We start from the raw sequence: 14,562 nt of genomic DNA, 5'->3' as shown, positions 1-14,562 counted from the left end.
GTTGCGATAAGCGCTATGGCGGTTTGGGGCGACCCCTGCGGGCTGCGCTTCGAACGCCGTCGAGCACCGAGCGTCTTCCTGCTTGGCAAGTTTTCTCTTTCGCCGAGGGCAGAAACCGTCTGATATAGAATGAGGTAGATGCAACCGAAGGCCACCTGCTACAGCGGGGACGCAAGAAGGCACTCGGAAAGATTGGTTTGGCCGCAGAATGGGCAATCACTCTTTTTCATTCGGGCCATTCCGCCTGAGCCCTGAACGCAGGGCTCTATATCGGGACGGCAAACCGGTCCGTCTCGGCAGCCGGGCATTGGATCTTCTTATCGCGCTCGTCGAGAACGGCGAAAACCTCACCAGCAAAGAAGCCCTGATAAGGCGCGTTTGGCCCGACACTTTCATCGAAGAAGCCAATCTCAGGGTCCACGTTGCCGCGCTGCGGAAGTCGCTTGGCGACCAGAGCGGAGGTTTGCAGTACATAAGCACAGTTTCCGGCCGGGGTTATTGCTTCGTTGCTCCGGTCGTTCGGGTCGAGGACATGCCGGCCGATCTCGTCCTGGAGGCCGAAGCGATCCCGTGCACGGGGTCTGACCTACCGCGCTTGCTGAGCCGTATCATCGGCCGCGAACAATGCGTCGAAAATCTCTCCGATCAGCTATTGCGTCATCGGTTCGTTACGATCGTCGGACCGGGCGGCGTGGGAAAGACCACGGTCGCTATCGAAGTCGCGGCCAGACTGGTTGACGACAGACGGTGTCAGCTGTGCTTCGTGGAACTCGCCCACCTTACGGATGGCCGCCTGATATCCGGCACGATGGCTTCCGTTCTTGGATTGCCGCCGCTTGGCGATCAGCCGCTGGCGTCGTTGACGGGCCAGATCCGAAAGGAGTCGATGCTGATCGTGCTCGACAATTGCGAGCACCTGCTTGATTCGGTTGCTCCGCTGGCGGAGGCGCTTCTGAAAGCGGCGCCCGGCGTTCGTTTGTTGACGACAAGTCGTCAGCCACTCGGAGCGGAAGGCGAGTTTCTCGTCCATCTGTCCGGTCTCGATTTTCCGTCGACCGAAGACATTACGACGCTCTCGGAGGCCCTCGCGTTCCCGGCCATCGAATTATTCGCCGAACGGGCCGCCGCCTCGTCCGACAACTTTCGCCTCGACGAAAGCAATTTCTCGGCGGTCGGCCAGATTTGTCGTCGACTCGACGGGATTCCGCTGGCCATCGAACTGGCTGCCGCGCGCGTGAACCTCGTCGGGGTCGATGGGCTGGCTGCCCAGTTGCACGACAGCTTTGCCTTGCTCACCAGAGGGCGCCGGACTGCGTTGCCGCGTCATCAGACTTTGCGAGCGACCCTGGACTGGAGCTTCAATCTGATTCCGGCGGAGGAAAAGCTCGCTCTCGCTCGCCTGGCAGTGCTGATGGGTCCGTTCACCATGGAAACGGCCATCGCCTTGAGCGCGGGAGATGGAGAGCTCGCGAAAAACGGCGCAGAACGAGTGCTCGGCTTGATAGAAAAGTCCCTTATCACGACGGATCTCACCGGCAAGATCGCCCGGTACCGGCTGCTAAGTACGACGCGCGAGTACGCCCTGGAAAAGCTCCGGCAAAGCGGCGAACAAGACTTGCTCCACCTGAAACACGCGTTGCATTTTGCGCGCCTCGCGCGGAAGGCGAGATCCGACTGGGAAACCGTGCCTGCCGCCGAGTGGATCCACTACTACGGCCACACCATCGACGATATGCGGGCGGCAATCGACTGGGCCCTCTCGTCGTCCGGGCAGCAAAGCGTCGCCTTCGATATCACGATAGACAGCGCACCGCTTTGGTTTCGGTTGTCGTTGATGGATGAATACCGCGAACGGCTTCAAAGAGCCCTGGCTTGTCCCGATATCGACCTTGCCAGGAAGTCCCGTCTGCGGATAGCGCTCGGGCACGCCCTTTGGTACGCGCAAAACGACGTGGCCCTGATGGAGGAGAACTTCACCAAAGCGCTCGAAATAGCCGAGCATATCGACGACCGATCCGCTCAGCTTCAGTCGCTTTGGGGAGTCTGGGCCGTGCATCGGAGCCGTGGTGAATATCGAAAGGCGCTGGCTCTCGCGAAACGATACGAAGCGGTCGCCAATGCGTTCGGGGATCCGAAGTCGAAGTCCCTCGCAAATCGCATACTGAGCGTCAATCAGCACTATCTCGGAGATCAAGAGGAGGCTCGGCGTCTCGTCAAGATGGTGCAGGCCCAACTGACGCCTTCGGTGCGATCCGTCAACAACGATTTTCAACTAGACGCACATGTCGCAATGACCGCGTTGCTGTCGCGTATCGATTGGTTGCAAGGCTTCCCCGATCAGGCCAAAGCGAGAGCTCGCCAATCCGTCGAGGCCGCCCTGAAAACGAGTCACGTTCTTTCTCTCGGCTACGCGATCTGCATGGCCGGCTGCCCGGTTGCGCTCTGGACCGGCGACATTGCGGAAGCCGAACGTAACCTTCGCCTATTGAACAAGTACGTGGCGAGCAACCGCCTTTACAGCACCTGGGGCCGCGTCTTCGAAATCGCCATGCGTCTTCGCGTCCGCACGGATACGGACTCCCTGATCGCGCAATATATCGAGGCGAGGTTGGATGTATGCTCACTATCCGTTCTTGCGGACCTCGACATCGACGACCTGAACCCCACCGAACTTCCCGAGCCGATCGCGGAGGAACTATGGAACTACCCTGAGCTGCTGCGGATCAAGGCGGAGTTCGTATTGTGCAAGGGATCATCAATGGCTGCCCAAAAAGAAGCGGAAGAATTGCTGCTGAAGTCCCTGGATCGTTCCAAGTCGCAGCGCCTGCCGTCGTTTGAACTGCGGACTGCCGTTTCGCTGGCGCGGTTATGGGGGCGCACGGCGCGTGTCGCCGAAGCACGATCGATGCTTGAAGCGAGCTATGGCAAATTCACCGAAGGCTTCGCCACGACCGACCTCATCAATGCCGATCGCCTGATCGCCGAGCTCGGTTAGCGAAACCTGGAACGGTTCTGCTGGCCTAAGGTTGAGCCGCCACGTAGCGAAACGAGTCGACACCTGCTCGCTCGGCATAGCCTATGCCGGGATAGGTCCAATGGTAGCCGAGCAGTTTTATGCGATCGCGGGCGGCGCGCTCGATCAGCCGCGCCCGGTTCTTGATGGCAAGGTCGGGCAGGGTGTCGTACCCGAATCTCGCTTTCGGATGCTGAAAAGAAGCGATTTCGTTAGTGGCAGCGTCCGCGCTGACGATCAGGCCATCGCCACCGGCTATCTCGAACGATAGATGGCCCGGCGTATGACCGGCGGTATCGAGCGCCCGCAATCCCGCGACGATATCGTCGCCGGGCATCAACATGACCACGCGATCCTTGACCGCTCCCAGGTCGCGCCGCGCGCCTGCGGCGAATTCATGAAGCTCGGCCGGCATATTCGTCAGATAATCCGGATCCATCCAGAAATCCCATTCGGCCGCCCCGACGTAATAGCTGGCATTCGGAAACCTGAGAGAACCTGTCTCGGTCAGAGTACCCCAGATGTGGTCGGGGTGAGCGTGGCTGAAGACGACTTTGGTGACTTCGGTCGGATCGATTCCGCAGAGATGCAGGTTCGCTGAAAGCGTGCCGTCGGTGGATTGATACTTTTTTCCCGCGCCGACGTCGATGATGATCAAGTCGTCGCGCGATCGAATGACCGGAATGTTCGTTTTTGAGATCACGACCCCGGATTTTGGGTCGCCCGTGACGGAGAGAATATTCGCGCGTTCGTCCGGCGGACGGTCGGGTGCAACGATATCGATCGGTACGGTTATGAAGCCGTCGCTCGCAACGGTTATTTCGAAGCTGCCTTGAGAAAATTGATAGCCGCCCGTGATCGCACCTGATGTTCTCGAGGACGGCCGTCGTCCTGTCGGATCGCTCATGGGTCGATTCCTTTCCTGGCTTGTGTTTCGCGAATGGTCCCGATCAGCGCTCGCGCGATCTCTACCGGGGCCTGAACGCTGTTGCCGATGACGATGAGCCTTTCCGAGATACCCTTCGGATGGGGGTCGGCTCGGCTTGGCGTCACGGCGACGGGCTTACCGGCCGCCAGGAGCTCGGCGACGATCGATCCCGCCGAACTTGCTGCTCCGGACTGCCAAGCGAGTTCTGGCCGACCGACGCAAAAAGCAGCGTCGAAATCCTCCATGTAGGCCTGGTCGAGGCGGAGCGTATCGGCGAACGCGTCGAGAGCGGAGCGATCCTGCTTCAGACGTGCGATATCCGCCGCGGAAGCATCGTTTCCGCTTTCGACCATCCGCATAGGTCCGCCTTCCAGCGATGCGAGCACGACTTCGATGCCCGCATCCAGGAATGTGTAATACGGCGGCGCGGCCCATTCGAGCGTAATGGCCGGATCCGCATCTTCCGCTGCGGCAACCTCGGGGGACAGAATCATCAGAATTCGCATGGTTCCATGTCTGCAAATGCGAGCACCTGCGCCCGTGAGGAGGTCGGCCGAGAGGACGCTAGACCGAGGACGGCAGGGCAAACAGCGGAGGCCGGAAGTTGCGGAACGCCAGATAGCCGGCCAACGTGAACAGCCCAAGCACCGATACCTGTGCGATCAGGAAGGGAGGCTCGGTGCCTGTCGGCGCGAGCGCGTGCAGCGGACCGATCTTTTGGAACGACTGCGCGACCGCGACGAACACGTTCAGATAGAGCGCCATCACCGCGCAGACGACATAGACGCCGCGTGCCGCATGGACATGCGGGAGGAAGTACAGCGCGGCGACCGCGCCCGCCAGCACGCAGAGTAGAATGATCCCGACGATGCGAGGCGGGTCCAAACCGAACGGCGCGAGCGGGAAGCCGGTGACGCCGGTCAGGATGGTGGTGATGAGAAACGAAGCCGTCCACGAGGGATGGTGACGGCCGTTCACCATCCCGATCACGCATATTATTCCGGCGGCGATGCCGACCAGGCTCAGGCCCACATGCAGGTCAAGGAAGAGAGGCGTCGGAATTCCCCAGGTCATGGCGTTCTCCCGTCGGTTAGCCCTTGATGAAGGCGAGCAGATCGCGATTGATCGTCTCGGCCTCCGTGGTTGGCATCCCGTGCGGGAACCCCTTGTAGGTCATCAATGTACCCTTCTTGAGGAGCTTGGCCGACAACGGGCCGGCGTCGGCGTAGGGAACGATCTGATCGTCGTCGCCATGCATGACCAGCACGGGCACGTTGATCTTCTTGAGGTCTTCGGTGAAGTCCGTTTGCGAAAAGGCGACGATACCGTCGTAATGCGCCTTGGCCCCTCCCATCATGCCTTGCCGCCACCAATTCTGGATTACGGCTTCCGAGGGTTTGGCGCCCGGCCGGTTGTAACCGTAGAACGGGCCCGCAGCGACGTCGCGATAGAACTGGGAGCGATTTGCGGCCACTTGTGCCTGGAAGTCGTCGAACACTTTCTTCGGCAAACCACCGGGATTCGCAGCGGTCTGGACCATCAGCGGCGGTACGGCCGCGATGAGGGCTGCCTTCGCTACACGGCTGTCGCCGTGACGTGCGATATAGTGCACCACCTCGCCGCCGCCGGTGGAGTGGCCGACGTGAATCGCATTCTTCAGATCGAGATGTTCGGTCACGGCGGCGAGGTCGTCGGCGTAGTGATCCATGTCGTGCCCTTCGGCGCCCTGGCTCGAACGGCCATGGCCGCGCCGGTCATGCGCGATCACGCGGTAGCCTTGATTGAGAAAAAACATCATCTGGGCATCCCAGTCGTCGGCCGACAACGGCCAACCATGGCTGAAGACGATCGGCTGTCCTTTGCCCCAATCCTTGTAGAAGATTTCCGTGCCGTCCTTCGTCTTGATCGTTCCCATGAGCGTGTTTCCGTTGCTGGATGATTGAATGGCCGAGGCCGACGGTCGATCGCTTGCTCCTGCGGATGTCGGAGTCCTGCATAGAATCGATGCAGCAGCCATGATGGAGCCTTGCAGCATCAGGTTGCGCCTCGACGTTCTCCAAACGGCACCGATCATCCCGTCCTCCTTCGCCCTTGCCATGTCCGGAGCATCGACCTGTCGGCGGCGCAACGCCAATTAAGGTTTGAAAATTTTCGAAAAGAATAGGTCCGACATCGCGCTGGACGCCCTCCTCAGCGTCGGGCTCCGGCTTGAGTCGCCTCGAACAGGAAACATGCGCGACGCTCGGCTTCGTCGATCCAGTTATTGAGCAGGCTGGCAGTCGCAACGTCTTGATTTTGATCGCGCAATTCGCGGGTCTCGCGCATATTGGCCGTGAGGCGGATGTTATCGTCGCGCAATTCCGCGAGCATTTCCTGCGATCCGACGAAGTCGGCATCGTTGTCGATCATACGTTGCGTACGCTTCGAGTGACCGAGGGACCGCCGCGTCGTTCCTCCAATCTTGCGAACGCGCCAACTGCGAAAGACATGGTTCGTGCACAACGGCCCGAATGTCCGACAATCCTGCGATGGAGGTTGTGCGGACGATGAGAACTGGCTCTGGCGAAATGCCGCCCCCGCTGCTCGGCATGGCAAACAGGGACACGACGGTGCGCTCGAACCGCTCGGCCTCAAGGGCCGGTACCACCACGGGCGGGCAGCGATTGATCGGGTTGACGACCGTGATCGATTTCAGATGGCTGTGCTTGATGAGAGTGGCTGCGATGCGGTCGGCGATCGCGGCATGGGTCAGCCCGCCATGGTCGGGCCACTGACCAGCGCCCGGACCTCATCGAGAGCCGGCGCGCCGCCTTTTGAGTCCCAGCACACCTGGGCCGCAGCGCCGTCTACGGATCGAGCTCGGTGTCCCAGTAGAGATAGTCGAGCCAGCTGTCGTGCAGGTAGTTCGGCGGAAACAGCCGGCCGTTGCGGTGGAGCTGATGCACCGTCGGCGCGAACGGCGCCTGGCGGGGGAACATCTGCGCCTGCTGGATAGTCAGGTTGCCCTTGCGCAGGTTGCATGGCGAGCATGCCGCGACGACGTTCTCCCAAGTGGTCTGGCCGCCCTTGGAGCGCGGGACGATGTGGTCGAAGGTCAGGTCGTCCGTCGAGGCGCAGTACTGGCAGGAAAATTTGTCGCGCAGGAAGACGTTGAATCGCGTGAAGGCCGGGTGTGTGGTTGGCTTGACGAAGGACTTGAGCGAAACAACGCTCGGCAGCTTCATCTCGAAGGACGGGCTGTGAACCGCGTGGTCGTAGTTGGCGACGATGTTGACGCGATCGAGAAACACCGCCTTGATCGCGTCCTGCCACGACCAGAGCGAGAGCGGGTAGTAGCTGAGCGGCCGGAAGTCCGCATTCAACACCAGGGCCGGCCACCCGCCTTGTGGAACATGTGCGTTCAAGTAACGCTCCCAAGGTCCCGATACCGCGGCGCCCCGTTGGAGACGTTAGGTATCGACGTGTCCGACTTCGCAGACGGGAGCGAGCGTGCTCTCAACGGCTGCGAAGCAGCATCGATTCCAGATACTACATGCAGCGTGACGGCATTGTGAAGACCGTTTGCGCAAAGCGGCTTTGCGTGCAGCGGCGGCGGAAAACAGGCGAAAATCGCCTGCGCGCGCGAGGGCTCCCCCGCGTCACGGCACGTCGCGATGCTCGGAAAGCCCGCGCCATCGTGGCGTCATTGTGTCCGAGCGCCTGTGGGGTCGATTCGCGCGTCAGCGGGACAGCTTGGCTGACGCTCCTGCGGATCGCCGTACGCCGCTGCGGGCCGGGCGTGGCACGAGCGGGGTGGCCGCGGGCCGGGGCGGATCCGGCGGCAGCACCGCCTCGAAGCCCGGCGCCTTGGCGACGCGGTAATAGGCCCAGAACAGGTGGGCAGCGGCGCCGCGCCACGGCCGCCAGATCTCGCCGATCGCGGCCATCTGCCTGGCTGTCGGCCGCTGCGGCAGCCCGAAGGCGATCTTGATTGCCTCCTTGATCGCGAGGTCTCCCGCGGGCCAGGCGTCACCATGGCCGAGGCAGAACAGCAGGTAGATGTCGGCGGTCCAGGGACCGATGCCATGCAGCGCGGTCAGCGCTGCATGGGCGTCGTCGACCGGCGTGTCGGTGAGGGCGTCGAGATCGAGGCGCCCCTTGGCGATCTCCGCGGCGATCAGCTTCAACGTCTTGATCTTGGCGGCAGAGAGGCCGAGGCGGCCGAGTCGGTCGGCGCGAGCGCGGCGGATCGCGTCGGGATGCATTGGATCGAACGCGTCGCTGACGCGCGTCCAGATCGCCGCGGCCGCCTTGGTGGACAGCTGCTGGCCGCAGATCGCGGCGGCTAGACCCGGGAAGCCCGGCGCCCGCTGTCGCAGCGCGGGCATGCCGGTCAGCGCCAGCAGCGGCTTCAGCCGTGCGTCGCGTTCGGCGAGCGTGGCGAGGGCCTGTTCGAGATCGTCCTGGGAGCGCAGATGGGAGGTCATGAGGCGTGCAGCATGCTGGGATTCCCGGGCGCGCGCAAATGGCGGTGCGGGGGAATTGAGGTTGTCGAGCCACGTCGCTCCGATCATAGTCGCGGCCATGTCGCCACCCGTTTTCCGTTTCGCGCCGAGCCCGAACGGCTACCTGCATCTCGGTCATGCCTATTCCGCGCTGCTGAACTTCGATCTCGCGCGTCGCAGCGGCGGCACGTTCCTGCTGCGGATCGAGGATATCGACGGCGCCCGCTGCCGGCCCGCATTCGAAGCGGCGATCCATGAGGACCTCGCCTGGCTCGGCATCGCATGGGCCTCGCCCGTGCGGCGGCAGTCCGAACACATGGATGTCTATCGCGCGGCCATCGAGCGGCTTGCGCGCGACGGGCTTGTCTATCCGGCGTTCGAGAGCCGGGCCGAGATCGCACAGCTCGTCGCCGCGCGCGAGGCCGATGGCGTCTGGCCGCGCGATCCCGATGGTGCGCCGCTCTATCCCGGCGCTGGACGGCAGGAGACGCCGGATGCCTGCGCGGCGAAGATAGCGGCCGGCGTTCCGTTCGCGCTGCGGCTCGACATGGCCGCCGCGCTCGGCCGGGTCGGGGCACTGAGCTGGCAGGACAGCGGACAAGGGCCGGATGGCGAGAGCGGCACCGTGCCGGCGCGGCCCGCCGCCTGGGGAGATGTCATCGTCGCCCGCAAGGAGACCCCCACCAGCTATCACATCGCCGTCGTGGTCGACGACGCCCTGCAGGGGGTGACCGATGTGGTGCGCGGCCAGGACCTGTTCTGGGCGACCAGCGTCCACCGGCTGCTGCAGGAGTTGCTGGGTCTGCCAGCACCGCGCTACCGGCATCATGGTCTCGTGCGCGATGGCGCCGGCGGCAAACTGGCGAAGTCTGCGCGGGCGCCGGCGCTGCGGGAGTTGCGGGCTGCCGGCGTCACACCTGCCGAGATCCGCCGCCGGGTCGGGCTGTCCCCCGCCTGAGCGGTGTGGCGGCGTGACTCTGCCTCCCGGCCCGTGCCAAAATGTGAGTCGGGACAGGGGATTAGACGGATGGCAGCCAGGTCGCGCTCATCGCGCCCGCCGGCGCGCAAGGCGCGTCCGACGAAGCCGCGCCGTGCCACGTCTGCCACGCAGGCGCTGCCGTCGGCCAAGCCCCGTTCTGTGGCACGGGGGCTTTCCAAATCCGGTCCCTCCAAATCCGGCTCGCCCAAATCTGCGGCGTCTCGTCCCCGATCATCGAAGCCGGGCGCTCCTCCATCGTCCACACGCAAGGCCGCAGCGCCGAAGGCGCGCGCGGCGGGACGGATGAAGGCGGTCGGGCGGCGGCAGGCGGCGGGTTCGGCGTCGCTGGTGGAGGTTGCGCTCGCGGCCTTCGCCCATGAGGTCCGCACGCCGCTGACCGGCATTCTCGCGGTCAGCGACCTGCTGGCCACGTCGGATCTCGATGTGCGGGAGCGGCGCTGGGCCGAAACCATCAAGGCGAGCGCCGACCACCTGTCCGCACTGGCGACGCTGTTCGTGGATGCGGCCCGCAGCGGCCAGGCCAGCCTGGCGCTGCGCCGCGATTTCTTCGATCTCGGGGCGCTGGTGCGCACGGCGGCGGATTCTCTCGCCGGTCGCGCTGCGGCGCGGGGGCTGCGTGTGGTGACCCATCTGCCCGACAGGTTGCCGGGGTTCGTGATCGGCGATCCTGTGCGGCTGCGCGCGGCGCTGGAGAATCTGATCGACAATGCGGTGAAGTTCACTGACGAGGGCACGGTCGGCCTCAGGCTGACCGTGACGCGCCAGCGGCGCGACAGCATCTCGGTGGCGATCGCGGTGTCCGACAGCGGCATCGGTCTGTCGCTCGCCGAGATCAGGCGGCTGTTCCGCCCGTTCTCCCAGGCGAATGTCGGCATCGCGGCGCGGTTCGGCGGCGCGGGTCTCGGGCTGTCGTCGGCGCGCCAGATTGCCCGCGCTATGGGCGGCGACATCACGGTGGAGCCGCGCCGCGGTGGCGGCGCCACCTTCACGCTGACCGCGACGCTGGCGCGCGACAGCGCGGCGGATGGGACGGAAGCCGCCGCGGAGGCGGCTGCGGCGCGTCCGGGGCTGCGTATCCTCAGCGTCGAGGACAATCCGTTCGGCCGCGTCGTGCTCAACACCATTCTCACCGAACTCGGCCATCACACCGAGTTCGCCGGCGATGGCGAGGCCGCGCTCGCCCGCATTTCCGACGGGCGCTTCGATGCGGTGCTGATGGACATGGTGCTGCCGGGGATCGGCGGCGTCGAGACCATCCGCCGTATCCGCGCGACGCAGACGGCGGACGATCGGCTGGCGATCATCGGGGTCTCCGGGCGTGGCGACGACGAGGGCGCGGCGCGGCGCGCCGGCGCAGATGGCTTCCTGCTGAAGCCGGTCAGTCCACGTGCGCTGGCAACCGCACTGGGCGAGGCGGTGCGGCGTCCGGCTGCCGCGACTTGATGATCGCGGCGTTGAGTTCGCCGCCGTAGACGAAGATCGCGGCGATGAAATACAGGAACACCAGCGCGATCACCACGGAGGCGAGGCCGGCATAGGTCGTGACATAGTTGTTGGCGAACCGCGCCAGATACTGTCCGAACACGATGCCCGAAATCAGCGATGCGGTAATGGTGAAGGCGATGCCCGGCAGGATCTGCGCCAGCGTTCGCCGTCCCGCCGGCAGCCAGACATGCAGGATGAACAGCGCGACGATCAGCGCCAGAACCGCAATGCCGTAGCGCGCAACGTTCAGCATGTGCGCGTTGGTGTCGATCATGATCGGGAAGTAGCGCCGGGTGGCCGCGATGATCAGCGGCCCGAGCACGATCAGGAACGATAGTGCCAGGGACACCACCGCGGCGATCAGCGTGTAGCCGATCGATTCCAGCCGCAGCCAGTACCAGCGCCGCGATTCGACGACGCCGTAGGCACGGTTGAGGCCGACGCGCAGGCTTTCGACGCCGTTGGACGCGAAGTAGATCGCGAGCACGAGGCCGATGGTCAGTGCGTCGCCCCGGGTCGTCGTCAGCACGTCATGAATTTCACCGGACAGGGCGTCGGCGACCTGGGTCGGCCAGGTCTGCAGCAGCAGCACTGCGGCCTGGTCGGCGAGTTCCTTGGAGCCGAGGAAGCCGGCCAGCGAGGTGATGACGATGAGAAAAGGAAACAGCGCCATCAGCGCCGACAGCGCGATATGGCTGGCGATGGCCCAGCCGTCGTCGGCGAGGAACGTGTAGAACGCGTCAAGCCCGACGTGCACAACGTACCGAAGCTGCTTCACCGTACACCCTGCAGCGGGAGTTCGAACCGCCGTCTGACTGATGAGTGATTGTGGCGGCGAACGCAAGGGCCATCACGCCGATGGCGCGGCGTCGTCGGGAGTGATATGAACCGCCGATGACTACGTTTCTTGCCAATATCCTGCTTCCGGTCGCCGTTGCCGCTGTTGCCGTCGTGCTGCTGCTCGGCCTTGTCAACATGATGCGCGGCGGCTCGCCGAACACCTCGCAGCGCCTGATGCGGCTGCGGGTCCTGTTGCAGTTCGTTGCCATTGTCATCGCCATGCTGGCGGTGTGGACGATGAGGGGCTGACGCCGTCACTGCACGCCGATCGGCCGGATGGTTGGCGGGTGCGCACGGGGCGAAGACTGAACGAGGGTCTGCATGGTTGTCCTGAACCGGATCTATACTCGCACGGGTGACGACGGCACCACGGCGCTCGGTTCCGGCGAGCGCCGCCCGAAATACGATCTGCGCGTCGATGCCTACGGTACTGTCGATGAGACCAACGCCGCGCTCGGCGTCGTGCGGCTGCATCTCGCCGAGTTGCCCGAACTCGATGCGATGTTGGGCCGCATCCAGAACGACCTGTTCGATCTCGGCGCGGATCTCGCGGTGCCGGAGCGGGACGGCAAGGTGGAGCGGCTGCGGGTGCTGGCGAGCCAGGTCGACAGGCTGGAAGCGGATATCGATCGGCTCAACGCTGACCTCGCGCCGCTGACGTCGTTCGTGCTCCCGGGCGGCTCCGCGCCGGCCGCATACCTCCATGTGGCGCGCACCATATGCCGCAGAGCGGAACGGACAGTGGTGGAGCTCGCGTCCAAGCCGGATGAGCGGGTCGGCGAGCCGTTGATCAAGTATTTGAATAGGCTTTCAGACTTTCTGTTCGTCGCCAGCCGTTTCGCCAACGGCGGAGGCGACCGGGATGTGCTTTGGGTCCCCGGGCAGAACCGCTAAAATCGCGCCGGGTTCCAGCGTTCGCGCGTTGACCGGGGTGGATGGGACCATTAGGTTCCGCCGCCAACAGCTCAAGAGAAAGGGGACCGATGAAGGTTTTGGTGCCGGTAAAGCGGGTCGTTGATTACAACGTCAAGATCCGCGTCAAGAGCGACGGGTCGGGCGTCGAGCTCGCGAACGTCAAGATGTCCATGAACCCGTTCGACGAGATCGCCGTCGAGGAAGCCTTGCGGCTGAAGGAAGCCGGCAAGGCGACCGAGGTGGTCGTGGTGTCGATCGGTCCGGCGCAGGCATCGGAAACCATTCGCACCGGTCTCGCGATGGGCGCCGACCGTGGCATCCTGGTCAAGGCCGACGGTCCTGTTGAGCCGCTCGCGGTGGCCAAGCTGCTCAAGGCGGTCGCCGACGAAGAGAAGCCCGGCCTCATCATCCTCGGCAAGCAGGCGATCGACGACGATTCCAACCAGACCGGCCAGATGCTGGCGGCGCTGCTGAACTGGTCGCAGGCGACCTTCGCCTCGAAGCTCGAGGTTGACGGCAGCGACTTCAAGGTTACGCGCGAGGTCGACGGCGGCCTGCAGACCGTCAAGGTCAAGGGTCCGGCGATCGTCACCACGGACCTGCGTCTCAACGAGCCGCGCTACGCCAGCCTGCCCAACATCATGAAGGCGAAGAAGAAGCCGATCGCCGAGAAGGCCGCTGCCGACTACGGCGTCGACCTCACGCCGCGCCTCGAGATTGTGAAGACATCCGAACCCGCGGGCCGCAAGGCCGGCGTCAAGGTCGCCTCGGTGGCCGAACTGGTGTCGAAGCTGAAGAACGAAGCCGGGGTTCTGTGATGACAACGCTGCTGATTGCCGAACACGACAACGCGTCGATCAAGGACGCGACCTCCAAGGCGCTCACGGCGGCCGCGGCGCTCGGCGCCGAGGTGCATGTGCTGGTGGCCGGCGAGAACGCCAAGGGCGCTGCCGATGCCGCGGCCAAGCTCGCGGGCGTGACCAAGGTTCTGCTCGCCGACAACGCCGCCTACGCCCACGATCTCGCCGAGCCGCTGGCCGCGCTCGTCGTCTCGCTCGGCGGGTCCTATGACGCGATCGTCGCTCCGGCGACCTCGCGCTACAAGAATGTGATGCCGCGCGTCGCAGCCTTGCTCGACGTCATGCAGGTGTCGGAGATCACCAAGGTGGTCGCCCCCGACACGTTCGAGCGGCCGATCTACGCCGGCAACGCCATCCAGACCGTCAAGAGCAAGGACGCCAAGAAGGTCATCACCGTGCGGACCTCGACCTTCGCTGCAGCCGGCGACGGCGGCAGTGCGGCGGTCGAAGCCGTCAACGCGGCGGCGGACCCGGGCCTGTCCACCTTCGTCGGCGAGGAGGTCGCCAAGAGCGACCGTCCGGAGCTGACCTCGGCCAAGATCATCGTCTCGGGCGGTCGTGCGATGCAGAGCCGCGAAAACTTCACCAAGTACATCGAGCCGCTCGCCGACAAGCTCGGCGCCGGCGTCGGCGCCTCGCGCGCCGCGGTGGACGCCGGCTACGCCCCGAACGACTGGCAGGTCGGCCAGACCGGCAAGGTGGTGGCCCCGGAGCTGTACATCGCCATCGGCATTTCCGGTGCGATTCAGCACCTCGCCGGCATGAAGGACTCCAAGGTCATCGTCGCCATCAACAAGGACGAGGAGGCGCCGATCTTCCAGGTCGCCGACTACGGCCTCGTGGCCGACCTCTACCAGGCGGTGCCGGAACTGACCGACGAACTGGCCAAGCTCGGCCGCTGACATCGCCTCGCGCGTACCGACCCGCCCGCGCCCCCGGCACGGGCGGGTCGCCGCGTTTTTGGGCCCCCTGGCGGCCATAGCGTGGCGTTTCGGCCGGCCTCTCCCTCGGGGTGGGGCGTGGCGGGCGCCGGGCCA

15 protein-coding genes are annotated in these 14,562 nt (G+C 64.6%); 7 read left to right on the top strand and 8 right to left on the bottom strand.

Features of this window, described 5'->3' with window-relative positions; translation table 11 throughout:
• The first annotated feature begins 208 nt into the window (after positions 1 to 208).
• On the top strand, positions 209 to 2,995 hold the full coding sequence (locus JQ639_RS20045) for an ATP-binding protein (protein WP_256443060.1): 2,787 nt from the start codon (positions 209 to 211) through the stop codon (positions 2,993 to 2,995).
• Between the two features lie 25 nt (positions 2,996 to 3,020).
• Here JQ639_RS20045 and JQ639_RS20040 read toward each other — a convergent pair whose 3' ends face one another.
• The 7 genes from JQ639_RS20040 to JQ639_RS20010 all read right to left on the bottom strand — a co-directional run bounded on the left by JQ639_RS20040 (position 3,021) and on the right by JQ639_RS20010 (position 8,407).
• The gene (locus JQ639_RS20040) at positions 3,021 to 3,920 is read right to left on the bottom strand and encodes an MBL fold metallo-hydrolase (RefSeq protein ID WP_211968029.1); all 900 of its coding nucleotides are present in this window, start codon (positions 3,918 to 3,920) and stop codon (positions 3,021 to 3,023) included.
• Positions 3,917 to 4,447, bottom strand: a complete 531-nt coding sequence (locus JQ639_RS20035) for a type 1 glutamine amidotransferase family protein (RefSeq protein WP_211968028.1) — start codon at positions 4,445 to 4,447, stop codon at positions 3,917 to 3,919. The genes JQ639_RS20040 and JQ639_RS20035 overlap by 4 nt, the downstream gene beginning before the upstream one ends.
• Positions 4,448 to 4,505: 58 nt before the next feature.
• A complete protein-coding gene (locus JQ639_RS20030; protein ID WP_211968027.1) occupies positions 4,506 to 5,015 on the bottom strand; it encodes a hypothetical protein in 510 nt (169 codons plus the stop codon).
• Positions 5,016 to 5,031: 16 nt separating this feature from the next.
• Positions 5,032 to 5,856: an alpha/beta fold hydrolase gene (locus JQ639_RS20025; protein WP_211968514.1), complete on the bottom strand. Its 825-nt coding sequence runs from the start codon at positions 5,854 to 5,856 to the stop codon at positions 5,032 to 5,034.
• A 275-nt stretch (positions 5,857 to 6,131) separates the two neighbouring features.
• Positions 6,132 to 6,443, bottom strand: a complete 312-nt coding sequence (locus tag JQ639_RS20020; RefSeq protein ID WP_249123359.1) for a ferritin-like domain-containing protein — start codon at positions 6,441 to 6,443, stop codon at positions 6,132 to 6,134.
• Between the two features lie 344 nt (positions 6,444 to 6,787).
• Positions 6,788 to 7,345: an HNH endonuclease gene (locus JQ639_RS20015; protein WP_211968026.1), complete on the bottom strand. Its 558-nt coding sequence runs from the start codon at positions 7,343 to 7,345 to the stop codon at positions 6,788 to 6,790.
• Between the two features lie 315 nt (positions 7,346 to 7,660).
• A complete protein-coding gene (locus JQ639_RS20010) occupies positions 7,661 to 8,407 on the bottom strand; it encodes a DNA-3-methyladenine glycosylase family protein (RefSeq protein WP_211968512.1) in 747 nt (248 codons plus the stop codon).
• A gap of 97 nt (positions 8,408 to 8,504) precedes the next feature.
• Between JQ639_RS20010 and gluQRS the strand changes: the two genes are divergently transcribed.
• A complete protein-coding gene (gene gluQRS / locus JQ639_RS20005; RefSeq protein ID WP_211968025.1) occupies positions 8,505 to 9,383 on the top strand; it encodes a tRNA glutamyl-Q(34) synthetase GluQRS in 879 nt (292 codons plus the stop codon).
• Between the two features lie 324 nt (positions 9,384 to 9,707).
• Positions 9,708 to 10,868 carry an ATP-binding protein gene (locus tag JQ639_RS20000; RefSeq protein WP_249123358.1) on the top strand — a complete coding sequence of 387 codons (1,161 nt, stop codon included), beginning with the start codon at positions 9,708 to 9,710 and terminating at the stop codon, positions 10,866 to 10,868.
• On the opposite strand, the gene JQ639_RS19995 is transcribed toward JQ639_RS20000, so the two are convergent.
• Complete coding sequence (locus JQ639_RS19995) at positions 10,804 to 11,688, bottom strand: YihY/virulence factor BrkB family protein (protein ID WP_211968023.1); 885 nt, start codon at positions 11,686 to 11,688, stop codon at positions 10,804 to 10,806. The two genes, JQ639_RS20000 and JQ639_RS19995, sit on opposite strands and share 65 nt — an antisense overlap.
• Before the next feature lie 116 nt (positions 11,689 to 11,804).
• Here JQ639_RS19995 and JQ639_RS19990 point away from each other — a divergent pair, with 116 nt between their 5' ends.
• From JQ639_RS19990 to JQ639_RS19975, 4 genes are all read left to right on the top strand, one after another.
• Complete coding sequence (locus JQ639_RS19990) at positions 11,805 to 11,999, top strand: twin transmembrane helix small protein (RefSeq protein ID WP_211968022.1); 195 nt, start codon at positions 11,805 to 11,807, stop codon at positions 11,997 to 11,999.
• 72 nt (positions 12,000 to 12,071) lie between these two features.
• Complete coding sequence (locus JQ639_RS19985; protein ID WP_211968021.1) at positions 12,072 to 12,644, top strand: cob(I)yrinic acid a,c-diamide adenosyltransferase; 573 nt, start codon at positions 12,072 to 12,074, stop codon at positions 12,642 to 12,644.
• 89 nt (positions 12,645 to 12,733) lie between these two features.
• Entirely contained in the window at positions 12,734 to 13,483 is a 750-nt protein-coding gene (locus tag JQ639_RS19980) for an electron transfer flavoprotein subunit beta/FixA family protein (RefSeq protein ID WP_211968020.1), read from the top strand.
• The gene (locus JQ639_RS19975; protein ID WP_211968019.1) at positions 13,483 to 14,427 is read left to right on the top strand and encodes an electron transfer flavoprotein subunit alpha/FixB family protein; all 945 of its coding nucleotides are present in this window, start codon (positions 13,483 to 13,485) and stop codon (positions 14,425 to 14,427) included. The genes JQ639_RS19980 and JQ639_RS19975 overlap by 1 nt, the downstream gene beginning before the upstream one ends.
• Positions 14,428 to 14,562 lie beyond the last annotated feature (135 nt).

Source organism: Bradyrhizobium sp. U87765 SZCCT0048 (assembly GCF_018131225.1).
Lineage (GTDB): Bacteria > Pseudomonadota > Alphaproteobacteria > Rhizobiales > Xanthobacteraceae > Bradyrhizobium_A.
This window is presented reverse-complemented; position numbering and strand designations above follow the sequence as displayed.